Source organism: Microbacterium sp. P26 (genome assembly GCF_023712585.1).
GTDB lineage: Bacteria > Actinomycetota > Actinomycetes > Actinomycetales > Microbacteriaceae > Microbacterium > Microbacterium algihabitans_A.
Map to the genome: position 1 here is coordinate 489,245 of NZ_JAMAXZ010000002.1, position 18,201 is coordinate 507,445.

An 18,201-nucleotide genomic window follows, 5' to 3' on the forward strand; every position below is an offset into this window, starting at 1 on the left:
AGGGTGCGGGCCGCAGTGGCGTGGCGTTCGGGGGCTACTGACCGATAGTCGTTCCGGTTCCAGTTCCGGTTCCGGTGCCAGTGCCGGGGTCGGTCGACGGCTGCGACGGTTCCGGCGTCGACTCGACCGGGTCCGGCGCAGGCTGGCTGGGAGCGGGTGACGCGGGCGGTGTCGACGGCTGCGGCTGCTGTTCCTGCTGCTCCTGCTGTTCCCGCAGCTGCTGCTGACGCTGCAGCTCCTGCTGACGACGACGCTCCGCTTCGGCGGCGGCCTGTCGGTCGGCTTCTTCGATCTCCGCCGTGCGCTGCCCCGTCTTCAGCGCGGCAACGGCGTTCACGAAGTCGCTGATGGCGCTGGGCGAGGTGTGGCTCTCGACGGTGGCCACGCGCGCGGCGAGGCTGGTGACGTTGGTGCGCAGCGTCTCGTCGGCCAGGTCGTTCTCGGTGACGAGCGTGGTGGCCACGGCGGGCAGCTCGCGGCCGACTCCGGCGACGGCCTCCTCGAAGGGCTGCACCGTCTTCTCCAGCGTCGTGCGCAGGTCGTCCAGCTGCGCCGACGCCTCCTGCGCCTCGCGCGTGCGGGTGTCGACGAGGTCGATCGCGGTTCCGACGGACTCGAGCGAGTCGCCGTCGATCGCGGGACGTCGGTACGCGGCGAGCTGATCGGGCATCTTCACGCCGTCGATCTCCGCCAGCAGCGCCTCACGCGCGGTCTCGGCGGTGGCGACGGCGGGGATCTCGGCGATCTGGGCGAGTGAGGCGAGAGGCGCGGCGAGAGCCTCGGCGTCGCTCTTCGCCGTCTGGCGGGACTGCTCGAGGGCCGAGATGCTGCTGTTCACCCGTTCGATGCTGTTGGCCAGCACCGCCTCGTTCGCCGTGAGGGTGTTGAGGGCATCCGAGGCGGGGGAGGCGGACGCCACGGAGATGCCCACCAGGGTCGAGGCCGACACGACCGAGACGATGGCGAGGGCGGCGGCGCCGATCGACAGCCAGTCGCGGCTGCTGCGGCTGCGGCGCAGGCGGCCGGGCTTCTTCACTCCGCGCAGCTCGGGCTCGGCGACGCGACGGCTGCCGATGAGGGAGGTCAACGCCTGCACCTCGTCGGCGAAGTCGGTGGGCGCCGAGGTGACGCGGGGCGCGCCATCGAACATCTCCTCGAGGCGCCGATCGGTCGCAGGGTCGCCGAGAGTGGTGCGGACGCGTTCGTCGCGTCGCCGCTGAGAAGCGAAGAGGTCCTGCATTCGAGTCATGAGAATTTTCTTGGCGCGTAGTGTGAAAAGATCGTGCGTCGGCATTCAATGCTAACCGGGGCGGACGGTCCCGTTCAGCGCTCGGAGGATTTGCTTTTGCTTTTGCGTGACGTGCTCGCTGCTATTCGGCGCGGCTGGCTGCTCGTCGTCGCTTGCATGGCGATCGGCGCCGCGGCCGGCACGGCTCTCGCCGTGCTGACGCCCACCACCTACAAGGCCTCGGTCGAGTTGTACGTGGCGGCCGAGACGAATGGCACGCCGAACGGCCTGATCCAGGGACGCAGCTATGTCCGCCAGTCGCTCGAGAGCTTCGTCGACCTCGTCTCGAGCGCCGTCGTCGTCGACCCCGTCATCGCTCAACTCGGGCTCTCCGGCAATGACGACAATGTCGAAAGCCGCATTTCGGCTGAGAATCCGCCGAGTACGCAGACGATCGTCATCACGGCGACGGATGCCGTTCCCAGCGAGGCATCGCAATTGGCCAATGCGGTCGCCGAGAGCTTCACGACCGTCGTCGAGAAACAGCTCCAGGCTCCTCGCGGAACCGAGGGCGTGGGACTGCTCCGCGTCGAGACGGTCAGCCCCGCGCGCGTTCCGCTGGAGCCTTCCGCCCCGGACTACCGTCTGAACCTGCTCCTGGGCCTCGCGCTCGGAGCCGGCGCCGGCATCATCCTGGCGATCATCCGCACGATCATCGACACCCGCATCCACACGGCCGCCAGCGTCGAGTCGATCCTGTCGGCCCCGATCCTCGGCGGCATCCCCTTCGACCCCGACGCCTCCAAGCGGCCCCTGATCGTGCAGGAGTCGCCCCGCGATCCACGGTCCGAGGCGTTCCGTCGTGCACGCACGGCGCTGCAGTTCGTCAATCTCGACGGACGCGCGCCCGTCTACGTGGTCACCAGCGCCAACCCGGGCGAGGGCAAGTCGACCACCAGCGCGAACCTGGCCCTGGCCCTCGCCGAAGACGGCTCGAGCGTCGCGCTCGTCGACGCCGACATGCGCAAGCCGCGCACCGCGCAGATCTTTGGCATCGAAGGCGGCGCCGGACTGTCGACCGTCCTGGCGGGTGCCGCGCCGCTGTCCGCCCTGCTGCAGCCGTACGGCTCCGGGCGTCTGTTCGTGCTCCCCGCCGGCGCGCAGCCGCCGAACCCGGCGGAGCTGGTGGGCTCGCCGACGATGGAGGCGACGCTCGACACGCTGCGTCAGGCCTTCGACTACGTGATCGTCGACTGCCCGCCGGTGCTGCCGGTGACCGACGCCGCCGTGCTGGCGCGCTTCGCCACCGGGGCCATCCTGGTCGCGGCATCCGGATCCACCCGCAAGCCCCAGCTCGCCGATGCCGCGAAGGCGCTGGCGGCGGCCGATGTCCGCCTGCTCGGCGTCATCCTGACCAAGCTGCCGACCCGAGGGCCCGACACCTACGGGTACGGCGCCTACACATACGGCATGACGCACCAGCCGACCGACGCATGACGTCTGCCCGATGGGGGTATGACAGGATACAAAAGGGGCGCGACAGCTGTGCCCCACGACTGTGATTGAGGGAATTCACCGTGGAGTTGCGCGACTACATCCGGATCCTGCACCGAAATTGGGTGCTCATCCTGGTGCTCACGATCCTCGGCGGAGCCGGCGGATTCGGCTACGCGGCGACGCAGACGCCCCAGTACCAGTCCACCACGCGCCTGTACGTGTCGGTGCAGGCCGATAGCGCCGACCCCGCCACGGGCGACCTGGTGCAGGGCACCACGTTCGCCCGGCAGATCGTCGCGAGCTACGTCGACGTCGTCACGAGCGCGCTCGTGCTCCAGCCCGTCATCGACGACCTCAACCTCGACACCTCGGTGGGCGCGCTCGCCTCGAAGGTTACGGCCGAGGCCCCGCTGAACACGGTCAACATCAACATCACCGTCACCTCCACGAGCGGCGCGCAGAGCGCCACGCTCGCCGACGCGATCGCCTCGAGCCTGGTGGACGCCGTCCAGACCACGCTCGAGCCGCCGGTCAGCGAGGGGGCGGCCAGCCCGGTGCGTCTGACGGTCGTCCAGCCCGCGGTCGAGCCCTCGACCCCCTTCAGCCCGCGCATCCCGGTGATCGTCGTCGTCGCGGCCCTCTTCGGCCTCGTCGTCGCCGTGCTGCTGTCGATCCTTCGCAACGCCCTCGACACCCGCGTGCGCACGCTGAAAGACCTCGAGTCGCTCACCGAGGCACCACTGCTCGGTGGCATCGCGTTCGACCCCGAGGCGACCAAGCGTCCGCTCATCGTGCAGGAAGACCCTCGCAGCCCGCGGTCGGAGTCCTTCCGCGCACTGCGCACCAACCTGCAGTTCCTCAACGTCGAAGGCGGCCCCAAGCTCTTCGTCGTCACCAGCTCCGGCCCCGGTGAGGGCAAGTCGACCACCACGGCCAACCTCGCGATCGCTCTCGCCGAGACCGGGGCGCGCGTTGCTCTGCTCGACGGCGACCTGCGCCTGCCGCGTATCGCCGACTACATGGGCATCGAGGGTGGCGTCGGCCTGACCGACGTGCTCATTGGCCGCGTCGACGTCGCGGACGTGCTGCAGAAGTGGGGTCGCGGTCAGCTGTTCGTGCTCCCCTCGGGGCCCGTCCCGCCGAACCCGGCCGAGCTCCTGGGCTCCGCCGCGATGTCGCAGCTGCTCGCCACCCTGACCGAGCACTTCGACTACGTCCTCATCGACGCGCCCCCGCTGCTGCTGGTCACCGATGCCGCCGTCCTCAGCAAGGTCACGCGCGGGGCGATCATGGTCGCCGCGTCCGGCAAGGCCAAGAAGCAGGAGTTCGAGGGCGCGCTGCGCACTCTGCAGACGGCGGGTGGCCGCCTGGTCGGCGTCATCATGACGATGCTCCCGACCCGCGGCCCCGACAGCTACGGCTACGGCGCCTACTCCTACGGCGGCGACGCCGAGACCGGCTCCTCGTCGGGCTCCTCGTCGAAGCGTTCGGGAAAGCGCGCCTCGTCGCGTCCGAAGAAGAAGCGCAAGGTCTCCGCGAAGTGAGTTCCGAGGTCGATCACTCCACGTCCGTCGTGCACGTGGTCGATCGTCTTACCGGCGGCGTCCCGGTCGCGGTGTGCGACTACATCCGCAACTCGCCCCGCGGCATCCGGCACACGATCCTGTCGCCGTGGGTCGAGGGCCGGCCGTCGCCGATCTGGGACGACGTCGACGCGGCGCATCTCGACCTGGGCGCATCGCGTCTGCGCCAGCCGGTGCGCACGCGCGCGGCCCTGCGCGGAAGCGACGCCGATGTGATCCACGCGCACTCGAGCTTCCCCGGTGCCTTCGTGCGACTGGTCAGGCCGTCCGGCATCCCCGTGGTCTACTCGCCGCACTGCTTCAAGTTCGACGACCCGAGCGTGTCGCGGGCGCTGCGAACCGCCGTCCGCGGCGCTGAGCGCCTCCTGGCGCGCCGGACGGACGTCTTCGCGGTCCTGTCCGGGCACGAGGCTGATCTGGCCCGTCAGCTGGGCGCAGGGGCGCGCGTGGCGCGCGTACCCAACACCGCCTCGGTGCCTCCCCGCGCGCCTCGTGCGCACGCGGAGGACGCTCCCCGACGCATCGGCATGGTCGGGCGCCTCGCGGGGCAGAAGGACCCGGCGATGCTGATGGCTCTCGCGCGCGAACTTGCCGCAGGCCCCGCTCCCGTCGAGGCGGTCTGGATCGGCGGCGGCGACGACGCCTGGACGCAGCGTCTGCAGGAGGCGGGTGTGCGGGTCACCGGGTGGCTAAGCAAAGACGAGGTCACGCGCGAGCTCGACGCCCTCTCGCTCTACGTGCACACGGCCTCGTACGAGGGCTTCCCCCTCAGCGTGCTCGATGCCGCGGCTCGCGGCATCCCGGTCCTCGGACGCCGCATCCCCTCGCTCGACGAGGTGGGTCTGCTCACCTTCGATTCCGCTTCCGACGGGGCGGCCGCCGTGCGCCGACTCCTCGACGATCCGGCGGCGCTGCGCGACGCGCAGGAGCGCGGCGAACGCATGCTCGCGCAGATGAACCCCACGACCCAGGCCGACGCGCTCGACGCAGTCTGGCGCGGGATCTGAGCCCCGCGGCATCCGCCCCCCTCGTCGTGCGGTCAGCGCACCGCGACGGCCAGCAGTGAGCTCCCGCTCCAGCTCGTGTAGTCCTCGTACCGCTCGATCCTTCCGACGAGCACGGAGACCGGCCCGCCCGGAGTCGGCATCGGACGGAACAGCGGCGCTTCGGAGTCGAGGATCTTCCGGTCGTCGCGCCACAGGGAGGACGTCCCCCCGTCCTCGCCGCAGTGCCAGACCGAACCGTCGACGCCATAGGACGCACCGCACGGATAGCGCTCGAGGTGGGCACCCGTCTTCCCGAAGGTGCGCGACGTCGTCAGGCCGTTCTCATCGACGGCGGTCTCGGTGTACACGCCGTCGGGGGAGACGTCTCCCGGGTACTCCACGGTCAGGACCGCGGGTGCGGCGGGGGAGGGACGGACGTCGAGGAGACGGCGGGTGCCGGAGGTCTGCCCGAGCACCGGGGTGAGCTCCTCCGCCGACAGGTAGGTCGACGACGTGATGTCGTGCGTCGTGCGGGGCTTCATCAGATCCGTCAGGATGCCGGTGCGCAGGTCGAGTTCGAGCAGATAGACCTCGCTGCGACCGACGGCGGGGTTGTACCCCGCGGCGATGCGCACGGTCCCCGCCGACGTGTCGTCGAAGGTCGAGGTGAGGTACGCCTGCTCGGGGAACGTGACCAGACGGCGGTACTTGCCGGAGTAGCTCGCCTCGCCGGTGGACCAGTTCACGACCAGTTCCGCGATGCCCCAGTTGAGGTCGTTGCGCAGGAGCACCCAGAACGTGTCGGTGTCGGCGGTCTGGGCATCGGGAATATGCAGGATCTGGCCGTACGAGACCTTGCTGCCCACGGTGATCTCGGTCACCGGACGGTCGGCGAACGTCTCGGCGCGTCCCGACCCGGGGGCGACGGACACGTAGAAGCCCTCCTCGGTGCCGTGGTGCGTCCACTGCACGAGGGATCCGCGTCCGGGGAGCATGATGCGCGCCGGCACGTTGTGGTCGTCCACCGGGGCGGTGGCGACCACGGTGCGGGAGGTGGCGCCCGTGTCGTCGATGTCGACGGCCTCCACCTCGCCGGTCTCGCTCAGCGCCGCGGTGGAGTACCAGTCCGACTGCTGCTGCACGACGGGACCGATCCACCATTCCTGGATGGCGTCGTCGATCGTGGCGACGATCTCGGTCGAGGGAGCGGGCTCGGGAGGGGCGGGCGGACCCGCCACGCACCCGGCAGCACCGACGGCCACGGCCGCGAGCAGGCCGAGCGCTGCGGCGAGGCGCGTACGCGGACGCCGCCGCACGGAGGAGGGGTCGGCCGGGTCGGACCGGCGCACTTAGTCTCCGATCGCGTTCTGCAGGGCGAGGACGATGTCCGCGCGGGCATCGCGGATGCGCGCCGACGAGTTCATCAGGCGCGCGTCGTAGTCATCGCGCACCGCCGCATCGTTCAGCAGGTCGGCGACCTGGGTGGCGACGGTGTCGACGTCGAAGCCGTTGACGCGGTGCACCCAGGGCGAGATCCCGAGGTCGTCGAAGGCACCGAAGCCCTTGCGCTCGTACGCGAGGTGCACGACGTAGTGACCCGCGGCAAGAGCCATCAGGGCGGCGTGCAGACGCACGGCCACCACCACACGCGGAGCGCTCCCGGCGCCCATCAGCTCGCTGCGCTCGAGGGTGCGTGCGGGGCTCAGGGTCGCGGATGCCGGGCGGTCGTCGTTACCGCCGATCGTGCTCTGGATGTACCCGTCGTAGGGCGTCATGCGCTCGGCCAGCGCGTAGATGTCGGGGTTGATGCGACCGTGGACGCTGCGGATCGACAGGACGGGGCGGGGCTCCACCGTGGTGCCGGCCTTGCGGGCGTCGGCGATGGACGCCGCGGCCAGATCGGGCGTGCGAACGAGGGTGGGTCCCGCGACCTCGAGGAAGGTGCGGTCGTCGCGCACCATGACCACGTCGATGTCGCGGAGCAGGCGCGTCAGCACGCGGCGCGTGCCGAAACGGGCGGGCCCGATGCTCTGCGGGAGGTAGACCGACGGCGTGCTCGAGCGCGAGGCCGCCCACAGCTGCGGTCCCATGACGAGTGCGGACTTCAGCAACTCGACGGGGGTGCCCGCGCGCAGATATCCACCGCCGACGCCGACCACGAGGTCGAAGTCGTCGATGCGCGAGAGCACGGCGCGCGTGCGCCGGTCCCATCCGCGTCGGGTCGGCACGGTGGGGAAGGTCGGGATGCCCAGGTCGGCGAAGCTGTCCGGGCGCGAGGCGAGCATCGTGGCATCCACCGCACCGAAGGCGTCCTCGAGCAGAGCCAGCGTCTCGCGCACGAGCAGACCGTCGCCGGCATTGTCGGCGGAATAGGCGTGCAGGATCAGCACGCGAGGGGAACGGTTCATCGCAGCACCCGCCGGTAGACCTCGAGATGTTTGTCGACGCTGGCGTCCCACGTGAAGCGGCTCGCCCACGCCAGGCCCTCTGCGCGGCACTGCGCGCGGGCGGTGTCGTCGGTGACCGCCGAGACGATGCCGGCGGCGATCGCCTCGGGCTCCAGACCCGGCAGGCGCAGCGACGGGCCCGCGACCTCGGCGAGCGATCCGCGATCCGAGGTGGCCACGACGGCGCCGGCGGCGAGGGCCTCCAGCACGGGGAAGCCGAAGCCCTCGTACAGCGAGGGGAAGAGGAAGACCTCGCACGCCTGCATGAGAGCGGCGCGGTCCTCGTCGCTGACGAACCCGAGCGAGATGACGTCGGGGGAGTCGCGGATCTCGCCGAGCGAGTCGTCGGCGTTCCACGCCGCCTTGCCGGCGATGACGAGGGGCAGGCCGAGCGCGCGCACCTCGGGGGTCGCGAAGGCCCGCACCAGCGAGACGAGGTTCTTGCGCGGCTCGATGTTGCCCAGGTACAGGGCGAAACGCTCGGGGAGCTTCGCGCGCACCTCGGCTGACAGCTCCACGGGAGTCGAGAACCGCTCCACGTCGATGCCGTGCTCGATGGTCGTCAGACGCTCGGGCTCGACGCCGAAGACCTCGGCGACATCGCGCGCGCTGGAGTTCGACACCGTGATGACGTGGTCGGCGGCGCTGATCGCGCGGCCGACGCGGAAACGCCACGCCTTCTCCTGCGCGGGACGACGTGCGACGTCGATCCATCGACTGGCGACGCCGTGCACCGTGACCACGGTCGGGGTCCGGGTGCCGAGCAGGGGCCCCGTGTCTCCGACGTAGTGGAGCACATCGCCCGCGGCGTGCCGGCGCAGCCCCGCGGCGGTCTCGAGTGCGGCGGTCGCGACCGGGTGCGAGGCGGCAGCGATGCGCCCGACGGGCACCCCCCGAGCCTCGAGGCCCGTGGCGATGTACCGCGCGTAGGTCGTGTTGCCGCCGACGTGACGGTCGACGAAGCGCGACGGCATCAGCACGCGCAGGCGCGACGAGCCGCTCCCGGCGGTCACGAACGGATCCCGAGGACCGACTCGACCTCGGTCCACATGCGCTCGTTCTGCGCGAGCAGCTCGGGCACCCGTTCGTCCAGGCGGGCGGCGGTCTCGGTGTCGGTCAGTGTGTGGCGGATGCGTGCGGCGATGGCATCCGACCCGTCCGTCATCCACGCACCGGCCCCGAAGTCCTCGAGGAGCTCGGCGTACTTGTGCGACCACCCCAGCGCGACGACGGGCGTGCGCGACGAGAGGGCGCTGACGAGCGCGTGGAAGCGACTGGCCACCACGATCCGCGCGTCCGAGAGCACGCGCTTGAGCACCAGGGGGTCGGGGCTCTCGAAGATCTCGACCTCGCTGCGCTCGGACAGCGCCTTGGCGAGGGCGCGGTCGTTGTGCTCGTGCACGACCACGACGGCGCGCAGCCCCTGAGCGCGGAACTCCGCCGCACCGTCGGCGAGGAACTGGGTGTACTCCTCGAGCGAGAGCTTGGTGTGGCTGAGCATCTTCGCGTTGGGCACGATGGCGCCGAACTCGCCGGTGAGGGGCGAGGGGATGCCACCGGGCTTGAGGCCGATGGTGAAGTCGGGGGCGAGGCGCACCTCGGTCTTGGCGCCGAGGGCCGTGACGTAGTCGAGGCTCTGCCGGTCGCGGGCGTAGACGAGGGCGGCGCCGTCGAGCAGCTCGCGGGTCCACTTCGCCTGCTCGGGATTCGTGAACGGACCGAACGCCTGCGGGAGGAAGACACGCGGAACGCCGCGCTTCTTCCAGGCCGCGCTGATCTTGGCCTCGCGCTTGCTGCGCTGGATGCTGAAGGAGTCGCTGTACGCGAAGCCGGCGGCGTCGAGCACACCACCCACGTCCTTCGAGGCGACCAGGCCGAACGCGTCCTTGACCGAGGCCGGGATCAGACCGCCCACGGCGCCCGACACGGCGGGCAGCTGGTTCAGCAGGAGGGTCTGGTGGAAGCCGAGAGCCCCGCGCTCGTCGAAGTCGCTGCCGTTGGGCGAGACGGTCAGCTTCGCCCGACCCTGCAGTCGATTCGCCACGGCGATCATCATCAGATGGGCACCCTTGTTGTGCGTGTTGACGCCACGCAGTTCGATCCACTCAGCGGTCATAGCGAGTTGTAGCTCCTTAGGGCGTCGAGGTGGCGCTTCGCGGAGTAGGGCGTCGTGCCCTGCTCGTCCGCGTAGCCGTAGCCGACCAGCATGACCACCCGTTCGTGGGACTGGAGGCCGAGAAGGCGGCTCATCTTCTCGTCGCGCGAGGCGATGTCGGGCCAGTTGATGCAGACCGAGGCAACGCCCTGCGACTCGAGGCCGAGGATGAAGGACATCGCCGCGAGGCAGCCGTCGGTGTAGATGAGGTGGCGGTCGCGCTCGTCGATGAAGGCCGACATGTCGCCGACGATCACGGCGATGCCGGGGAGGTTCTGGCCGTATCCGGCGGTGCCCATCGGCACCTTGGCGACCTTGGCGACCTGCTCGGGGTCGTCGAAGAAGCGGAACGAGAACGGCTGGCGATTGCACGCGGTGGGGGCCTCGGCGGCAACGAGCATGGCCTTGTCGACGACCTCATGCGGAACGGGCCGCTGCTCGAACCACCGCACCGACTTGCGGCGCTTGGCGAGAGCGGTCAGCGCCTCGATCTCGACCGGCGGGGCGTCCACGAAGGGGGCGTGCGGGCCGCTGGTGTTGTCGCGCTCGATGTTCCACGAGATGCGGCCGAAGTTCTCGCGGGCACGCGCGATCGTGGGGTCGGAGCTCGACGCCGTCGCCTCGAAGTAGCGCTCGAGCACCTCTCGCGCCCACAGTTCCACCTCGGCCGAGATGATCGGGGGCATCGCCTGGGTCAGACGGCCGGCGAGGGTGACGGTCTCTTCGATGTACGCCACGGCGAAGGTCTCGCGCCGGGGGCGCATGGTGAGACCTTTTTCAGCCATGTGGATGTTGCGGCGCAGGAGGAACTCGAGCTTGCCGTCTTCGAGGCGGCGCCAGTACTCCTGGTTGCCGCGGGCGACCACGAGGCGCTCGCGCCGGTAGGCGTCGCTCCAGAACGTGAAGTAGATCGAGCGCTCGAGGGCGTTGCCCTTGCGAAGGCGAACGCGCAGGCGCTCCCGCAGACGACCTGCGGCCTTACGGAGCTTCTTCTTCATGGCTGCCTTTCTTTCGCGTTCCGCGCACAGCGGAGGCGAGGAGTCGGAGCGGATAAATGAACGCCAACGTCATCTGAACGCCCGCGACACGTGTCGTCTTCGTCGCGAAACACGAAAGATAGGAGGCGACGAAATACGAGAACACCGTCGCCCACGCGCTTCCTAGGATTCCCCAATGCGGGATGAGAAGGAAATTCAGGGCGATGTTGAGGACGGCGCCGAGCGTATTTCTGGTCAGCGAGGCGAAAAGGGCGTTCTCGGCGATGATGAACTTGCTGAACACCGCCGCCATGAAGACGAACGGCAGAGCGAGCACGTGGATCTGCAGCACGGGACCGGATGCCTCGTACTTCGCGCCGTACAGGGTGGTGAGAACCCACGGGCCGATCAGCAGGATCACCACGGCGATGAGCACCCCGGCCCAGAACGCGCGGTCGTAACTGGCCTGCAGCTCCTGCTTGTACTGCCGGCTCTTCTGGCCGTACTCCCGCCGCACCTGCAGCAGGCGGGGGAAGGTCGCCGTCATGAACACGACGGGGAGGAAGTACGCCATCTCCGACAGGCGTGCCGCGGCGGAGTACAGGCCGACGGCCGAGCTGCCCAGCAATGCCTGGATGACCACGACGTCGCCGCGGGAGTTGATCTGGGTGGCCAGGCTCGCCAGCATCAGGATCCACGAGCTGCCCAGCAGAGCGCGCGGGGTCTCGATCTCGGGCTTGGCGAACTTGGGGGAGTCGCGGTCACGGGCGTACCGCACCAGGAGCAGGCTCGAGACGACGACCGCTTCGACGACGTACAGGATGACGAAGGTCATCAGATCGGCGCCCGTGAAGGCGAGGACCAGTCGGATGCCGAGCATCACCAGGACGACGGCGATGCGCACCGGCGCGGTACTCCCGCTGCGCGCCTGGGCCTGGAACCACAGTTCGCTGGCATCGAGGGCGCGGGCGAACAGCACCAGCAGTGCGATCGCCGTGGCACCGACGACGGCGGCGTCGCCGACCAGGGCCGAGATCGGCAGGAGCACCAGGTACGCCAGGATCGCGAAGAACTCGCGGATGAGGATCAGCGCCGTCATCGTGCGATGGGCGGATGCCGGCTTGTCGACGAACGCCTTGATGGCGATACCGGCGAGACCCGCGGTCAGGATCGCCGTGCCGATGCTGGCGAGGTTCGTCGCGAAGCTGAACACCCCCAGATCCGACACACTGACCGTGCGCGCGAGGATGATGCCGGTGATGGCCGTGCTGCCGAGGGTGACGAACTGCTGGATCGTCGCCCAGACGCCGCTCTTGATCGAGCGGCGCCGAGAGAACGGCGCAGAGGAGGTGCTCACGTCGCCGAACCCCTGTGCGCCGAGTCCGCGAAGGTGAGAAGACGCTTCGCCCGGTCGGCCCAGCCCATGTCCTGAGCGGCGCGACGCCCGGCCGCGCGCTCGGCCTCGCCGGCCGCCGCGGCCGAGGTGACGGCGCGCGCGGCGCCGACGACGTCGTCGTAGAGGTGGACGTTCGTGTCGGCGCGGCGGCGCAGCTCGTCGGAGGAGCGCGCCACGACGGAGAGACCGGCGGCGAGGTACTCGTAGTACTTCATCGGGCTGCGACCGGCATTCCCAGGGTGGTCCGAGAGCGGGAGCAGTCCGATGGCGTGACGGGCGAGCAGCGCGGGCGCCTGCGCGTACGGGACGGCACCGACCAGGGCGACGTTGGTGGGGAGCGCCGGGACGACCGCGGGGCGGGGGCCGGCGATGGTGAACGACACGTCGGGAAGCGCCCGGGCGAGGTCGGCCACGAGAGCCCAGTCGAAGCGCGCGTCGAGGGCGCCCAGATAGACGACACCTGATCGGTCTCCACCGTCGCCCGCGGAAGCGAACCGGTCGTACTCCACGCCGTTCTCGATGACGGTCGAGGGTCCCGTCCATCCGGTGCCCGCGGTGACCTGCTCGAGGGTCGAGGCGGAGGCGGCGGAGATCCCGTCGGCCCGCTCGAGCAGCCGCACCTCGGCCGCGCGGGCGCGCGGGTCGTGGTGCGCGTCCGTGGGGCGGTAGATGATCTTCGCCCGGGGGAAGTCCGCGATCGCCGGGCCGAGCAGGGGCTGGTCCACGAACACCACGTCGGCTGATCGGAAGGCACCGAGACGGCGGCGACGCCAGGGACCTGTCAGGCGCAACTGCGCCTCGTTCACGGCGGTGGGCACCGAGCCGAGTGGTGCGGGGACGAGGGGGACGAACTGACGGACCCCGTCGGCGTCGGACCGAGGGGCGCGCGCCGATTCGAGACGCGCGCGCACGTCCTCATCACGCATCGCTTTTCCGAGGTGGGCGAGCGACACGGGCGTCGCGACGTGCGCCACGGAATGTCCGAGACGCGCGATCTCGCGGGAAAGATGGTGGCTTCCGACACGGAACACACCACTGGGCGCCGTGTGGCTCAGAAAGACGACCCTCACCGATCTGTCCCCGAGCAATGGCCGGGGCCAGGCATTTCGGTCATGGCCTCCAGTCTATGTGCTCCCACGTCGGGCGCCTTTCTGAGCAATGGACGTCAGCGCATTGATATGAGCGACGTCATTCGTCCGATCCGCGCCCGGTTGGGTACGCTGACGCGGTGAGTGATGTGAGAGCAGCGTTGGCGGAGCGCCTTCCCCCGACTCTCGCGTCCAAGCTCATGTTCATCGCGGTGTGCGCGGTGCCCTTCCAGCAGGCGTTGACCATCGACGCCGGATTCCCGCTGAAGATCAGTGAGATCACCGGCATCCTGGCGGTCGTGCTCTACATGACCAGTGAGCGCACGGGTGAGCGTCGGCGGTACTTCGGCGCGCCGCTGCAGTGGGCCCTGCTCGCCCTGGTCTACCTGTCCACCACGCTGTGGCTGATCATGGGACCGCCCCGCGAGACCGCACTCGGGTACGAGCGCGGGATGAACGCCGACATGCTGCTGTACTTCGTCTATGCGGCGCTCGTCATCGTCCTCTCCTACTTCGCCGGAACGCGACTCGGACCGGACTGGATCGCCCGCGGCTTCGGCGTAGCCGTCAAGCTCGCCGCGGCCTGGAGCCTGCTGCAGGTGGCGCTCTACTTCGTGGGAGCCGCGTCGATCCTGCGCGAGGTCCACGCCACGGTACAGATCGGCGCCGCGTACGGCGTGGGCCTCCCGCGCAACGGCCCCTTCCTCGAGGGCAACTACCTCGGCTTCTTCGCGGGTATCGCGCTCTTCGTCGTTCTCCGTCGCCGCGACTGGTGGGGCGTCGCCGCCGCGGCCGGTTGCCTCCTGTATTCGCAGTCGACCGTCGCCCTCGTGGGCGTGGTGGTCGGCGTGCTGGCCGTCGCGGTGTTGCGACCGGCCGGTCGTGTCGTCGGCGTCCTGGCCTTCGTCGCCCTGGTCGGGATCATCGTGGTCTCCACCGTCGACGTGGTCGCGGTGTACATCACGCGCCAGCTCGGCAAGCTCGGCCTCATCAGCGACGCGTCACTCGGCGCGAGCATCGAATACTCGCTCAACAACCGCACGTCGTCCATCCAGCGAGCGATCGACATGTCCGAGGTCTTCCCGTGGCTCGGCGTGGGCCCGGGTCGGTACGGGTACTGGGACGATGCGTTCAGCGACACCGCGGCGGCCATCGGCAACCGCGGTATCGCGAACAACGCCTACGCGCAGGTCCTCGCCGAGGTCGGCGTGGTCGCCGTCGCGTGTCTGATCGGACTCATCCTCACGCTGATCCTGCGCAACCTGCGATCGCCCCGCAGCGTGCTGGCGATGGCGGTCTTCCTCGCCGTCGGTCTGAACGCCGCGCCGTCGTGGACGGTGCTGCCCATCTGGTTCGCGGTGGCCCTGCTCGCCACGACGCCGACCGCCAAGGCGCCGCCGACCGATCTCCTGCCCGAGGGCGGGCTCAAAGGTCAGCCGCTCGACGCCCCGAGTGAACGGGGCTTCGCGGTCACAACGCCGTGATGACGATCTCCTGGATCTGGGTCTCACCCAGCCCGGTCTTGTCGAACAGCAACCGCAGGCGGAAGTGCGTGGCCCAGGCGGGTGCACGGCGGTCCCACGTGCCGGCGCCGAAGACGCGCCGATAGTTGGCCGTGCCGGCGATCGTCTTGAGAGGGATCGACGTGGCTCCCCGCGCTTGATTTCGCAGCACGTTCGGCACTCCCGCCGTCGTCTCGCCGCGCAGGGCGACGAACGACTCGATCAGTTCGAGCGAACCGGTCGAGGTCGTCGAGCCGAAGGTGATGGCCATCGCGTAGAGCTTGCCGTAAGCGACCGGCACGTCGAACGCCACCGTGCCGGGCTTGGTGGTGCTGAGTCTCTTGACGACCAGGTTGCCCGAGGCCACGCGCAGGGAGATGCCCGGGTTGGCCGTGCGCGAGGTCCGGTCGGTGTTGTTGACGTAGGCCTCGACGACGGTGCTCTGCTCGAAGCTGCCGTCGACGAGGACGTTGGCCTGCGGGCTGGGCATGAGGGCGCCCATGGAGGAGCCGGACGCGCCTCCGTCGTACACGACGGGATCGCTGATGGTGATCTGACCCGTTCCCCCGCACAGGAAGCCGGAGGTCGTGCTGGTGCGCATGAGGGCGGTGCTGATGAGGTGGATGCCGCCACCCCAGCTGGGGTTGCGGGTCTCGAAGATCGCGGGGGCCACGGGGTCCTCGTGGAAGAAGATGTGGCCACTGGTCAGGATGATCTTCGCGCTCGAGTCGGAGCCCGTGACGAAGTGGGCGTCGGTGGACCGCGCCCCCGTCTCGTTGAACTCGATGTGCGGGGCATCGATGAAGACACCGCCGGCGAGGGCCTCGACGGCACGTCGGCAGAAGTCGATCGAGGTGGAGATCAGGTGGAAATTGCCGTCGGGGTTGGAGTTCTGCACCGCGAGATCGCAGGTGCCGATGCCGCCGCCGATGAACTTGATGTTCTCGCCGTAGTTGCGCAGTCCTCCGGGCATCGAGATGCCCACGTTGCAGCGATAGACGTGGCAGTTGAAGAAGCTGAGCAGGAACGCGTTGGAGCGGAACTCGATCCCCGTCGCGAAGCCGGAGAGCTCCATGCCGAAGATCCCGACCCCGCGCACGTCGGTGGTGGCTGTCCCTTCGAAGACGACTCCCGGAGCCGTCGTCGCCGCCGAGCCCGGGCCGAGGATGCGCAGACCCGTCACGGTGCAACGGGTGTTGGGGTAGCCGGCGTTGCTGCTGCCGGTGAAGACGAAGGCGGGTTTGTTCTTCACCCCGCGGGCGTCGACGGTGCCCTGGGTGAAGTCGAGCGAGACGTAGGAGGTGTCCACGGTGATCGTGTCGGTGATCACCATGCGGCGCGAGATCGTCAGTCGCACCTCCTCGCGAGACGAGACGAAGCTCGAGAGCGCCAGGCGCAGGCGTGCTTCGTCGGTCATGCTCGAGTCGCCGAACTCGAGGATGTTGCGGACACCGTGCACCTGCTGCTTGGTCACGACGTCGGCGGGGTCGGCCGCCGATGCGCGCTGAGCGGGTGCGGCGACGGTGACGGCCGTGGCCGCTGCGGCGATGCCGAGCAGTGCTCGACGGCGCGTCGTGTTGATTTCTCTCCCCCAGGACATGGGGTGAGCGTAACGTGCGGGTTCCTCGTCTGTGAGGTGTATTTCTGCGGGCTGGTCCGCCGCCGTCGCGCGGCGAGCCTGGGGGAGTGCTTAGCGCGACGTATGATTGACGTCTGCCGACGACATGGGAGCCCATCGTGACGCGACACGCCGCACCGGCAATGCAGCATCGAGATCCATCCTCGGCCGTACCCGGCGCCGGGGTCGACGATGCACGGAATCCCGCCCCCGGGGCGGGCGAGCACCGCCCGTCGGGCAAGCGCGTCGCCCGGTGGCCCGAGCGCTACGCGAGCAGGCTCTTCTACAGCGACGCCCTCGTGATCGCGCTGTCGTTCTCGATCTACGCTCTCCTCGCGTTGCCCGAGCTGAGTCTCCCCGTGGCCTGGGACGGCGGTCCGCGCATCTCGTACGCGCTGGCGCTGGTCGTCCTCGGCGTCATCTGGCTGATCTGTCTCGACGTCGTCGACTCGCGCGACCGCCACACGGTCAGCGAGGGGTTCGCCGAGTACCAGCGCATCGTCAGGGCATCCCTGCTCGCGTTCGGCCTGGCTCTCGTCATCGCGTTCTTCCTGCGCATCGATCTCGCTCGATCGCTGTTCGTGCTCGCCCTCCCCATCGGTGCGGTGCTGCTGATCGTGTCGCGTTCGCTCTGGCGCCGGTGGCTGCACCGCCGACAGTTGCAGGGCAAAGACGTCCACCGCGCCGTCGTGATCGGCGAGCGCGCGAAGGTGGGGCACGTCATCCGGTCCATCCAGCGCGCGTCGCGCGCCGGTTACCACATCGTCGGCGCCGTCACCGAGCGCGGGACCCGGGCGGAGATCGAATCGGTCCCCGTCCTCGGCTCGTACGCCGAGGCCGAGCAGACGGTCGACAGCGTCAAGGCCGACACCGTCATCGTCGCCGGTGCCGACGACCTCGACCCGCAGGCCATGCGCGAGCTGGGATGGGCCATGGCCGACCGCGACGTGGCATGGATCGTCGCGCCCGCACTGACCGACGTCGCCGGCCCCCGCATCCACGCGCGCCCCGTCGCGGGTCTGCCGCTCGTGCACGTCTCCTTCCCCAAGCTCGAGGGCATCAATCGCATGGCGAAGCGCTCCTTCGACATCGTCGGCTCCGCGCTGCTGCTCCTCCTGCTTTCGCCCGTCATGATCGTCGTCGCGCTCGCGGTGAAGCTCACCAGCACCGGGCCCCTCTTCTACTCGCAGGAGCGCATCGGGCGTCGCGGACGACCGTTCGGCATGTTGAAGTTCCGCTCGATGGTGGCCAACGCCGATGATCAGCTCGCGGGCCTGCTCGACCAGCAGGGCACCACCGACAAGCCCCTGTTCAAGGTGGCCAACGACCCGCGCGTCACGCGCGTCGGGCGCATCCTGCGCCGATATTCGCTCGACGAGCTCCCCCAGCTGATCAACGTGCTGCTCGGCGACATGAGCCTCGTCGGTCCCCGACCCCAGCGCCAAGCCGAGGTCGAGCTCTACGACGACGCCGCTCACCGTCGTCTGCTCGTGAAGCCGGGAATGAGCGGCCTGTGGCAGGTCAGCGGGCGTTCGACGCTGTCGTGGGAGGACTCGCTGCGCCTCGACCTCTACTACGTCGAGAACTGGTCGTTCACGCAGGACATCGTCATCCTCCTGCGCACGTTCCGCGCCGTCGTCGCGCCGGGCGAGACCGCGCACTGACCGGAAGGGGCTTCCCCGCGCCGGGCGGTCCCTCCAGAATGAGGGCACGGCCGACACCAC

At 69.6% G+C, this 18,201-nt stretch carries 14 protein-coding genes; 5 read left to right on the forward strand and 9 right to left on the reverse strand.

The window, feature by feature from the left end; translation table 11 throughout:
* Positions 1 to 34: 34 nt before the first annotated feature.
* Positions 35 to 1,249, reverse strand: coding sequence for a hypothetical protein (locus M3667_RS05875; RefSeq protein ID WP_251506224.1), 1,215 nt, complete (start codon positions 1,247 to 1,249; stop codon positions 35 to 37).
* 96 nt (positions 1,250 to 1,345) lie between these two features.
* Here M3667_RS05875 and M3667_RS05880 point away from each other — a divergent pair, with 96 nt between their 5' ends.
* From M3667_RS05880 to M3667_RS05890, 3 genes are all read left to right on the forward strand, one after another.
* Positions 1,346 to 2,725: a polysaccharide biosynthesis tyrosine autokinase gene (locus M3667_RS05880; protein ID WP_251506227.1), complete on the forward strand. Its 1,380-nt coding sequence runs from the start codon at positions 1,346 to 1,348 to the stop codon at positions 2,723 to 2,725.
* Between the two features lie 80 nt (positions 2,726 to 2,805).
* On the forward strand, positions 2,806 to 4,269 hold the full coding sequence (locus M3667_RS05885; protein ID WP_251506233.1) for a polysaccharide biosynthesis tyrosine autokinase: 1,464 nt from the start codon (positions 2,806 to 2,808) through the stop codon (positions 4,267 to 4,269).
* A complete protein-coding gene (locus M3667_RS05890) occupies positions 4,266 to 5,315 on the forward strand; it encodes a glycosyltransferase family 4 protein (protein WP_251506236.1) in 1,050 nt (349 codons plus the stop codon). The genes M3667_RS05885 and M3667_RS05890 overlap by 4 nt, the downstream gene beginning before the upstream one ends.
* 32 nt (positions 5,316 to 5,347) lie before the next feature.
* On the opposite strand, the gene M3667_RS05895 is transcribed toward M3667_RS05890, so the two are convergent.
* Genes M3667_RS05895 through M3667_RS05925 form a run of 7 tightly spaced genes read right to left on the reverse strand, consistent with a single transcriptional unit; the run spans position 5,348 to position 13,195 of the window.
* Entirely contained in the window at positions 5,348 to 6,643 is a 1,296-nt protein-coding gene (locus M3667_RS05895; RefSeq protein WP_251506239.1) for a BNR repeat-containing protein, read from the reverse strand.
* Positions 6,644 to 7,702 (reverse strand): polysaccharide pyruvyl transferase family protein, encoded by a 1,059-nt coding sequence (locus M3667_RS05900; RefSeq protein WP_251506242.1) that lies wholly within the window; start codon positions 7,700 to 7,702, stop codon positions 6,644 to 6,646.
* On the reverse strand, positions 7,699 to 8,754 hold the full coding sequence (locus M3667_RS05905; RefSeq protein ID WP_222123892.1) for a glycosyltransferase family 1 protein: 1,056 nt from the start codon (positions 8,752 to 8,754) through the stop codon (positions 7,699 to 7,701). Before M3667_RS05905 ends, M3667_RS05900 begins: the two co-directional genes overlap by 4 nt.
* Positions 8,751 to 9,857, reverse strand: coding sequence for a polysaccharide pyruvyl transferase family protein (locus M3667_RS05910; RefSeq protein ID WP_251506245.1), 1,107 nt, complete (start codon positions 9,855 to 9,857; stop codon positions 8,751 to 8,753). The genes M3667_RS05905 and M3667_RS05910 overlap by 4 nt, the downstream gene beginning before the upstream one ends.
* Positions 9,854 to 10,894 (reverse strand): nitroreductase family protein, encoded by a 1,041-nt coding sequence (locus M3667_RS05915; protein WP_251506249.1) that lies wholly within the window; start codon positions 10,892 to 10,894, stop codon positions 9,854 to 9,856. Before M3667_RS05915 ends, M3667_RS05910 begins: the two co-directional genes overlap by 4 nt.
* On the reverse strand, positions 10,875 to 12,230 hold the full coding sequence (locus M3667_RS05920; RefSeq protein ID WP_251506252.1) for a flippase: 1,356 nt from the start codon (positions 12,228 to 12,230) through the stop codon (positions 10,875 to 10,877). Before M3667_RS05920 ends, M3667_RS05915 begins: the two co-directional genes overlap by 20 nt.
* Positions 12,227 to 13,195 carry a glycosyltransferase gene (locus tag M3667_RS05925; RefSeq protein WP_251506255.1) on the reverse strand — a complete coding sequence of 323 codons (969 nt, stop codon included), beginning with the start codon at positions 13,193 to 13,195 and terminating at the stop codon, positions 12,227 to 12,229. Before M3667_RS05925 ends, M3667_RS05920 begins: the two co-directional genes overlap by 4 nt.
* Positions 13,196 to 13,497: 302 nt before the next feature.
* Between M3667_RS05925 and M3667_RS05930 the strand changes: the two genes are divergently transcribed.
* Positions 13,498 to 14,841, forward strand: coding sequence for an O-antigen ligase family protein (locus M3667_RS05930; RefSeq protein ID WP_251506258.1), 1,344 nt, complete (start codon positions 13,498 to 13,500; stop codon positions 14,839 to 14,841).
* On the opposite strand, the gene M3667_RS05935 is transcribed toward M3667_RS05930, so the two are convergent.
* Positions 14,828 to 16,459, reverse strand: coding sequence for a hypothetical protein (locus tag M3667_RS05935; protein WP_251506259.1), 1,632 nt, complete (start codon positions 16,457 to 16,459; stop codon positions 14,828 to 14,830). The genes M3667_RS05930 and M3667_RS05935 overlap by 14 nt on opposite strands.
* A 137-nt stretch (positions 16,460 to 16,596) precedes the next feature.
* Between M3667_RS05935 and M3667_RS05940 the strand changes: the two genes are divergently transcribed.
* Entirely contained in the window at positions 16,597 to 18,141 is a 1,545-nt protein-coding gene (locus M3667_RS05940) for a sugar transferase (RefSeq protein WP_251506263.1), read from the forward strand.
* Positions 18,142 to 18,201 lie beyond the last annotated feature (60 nt).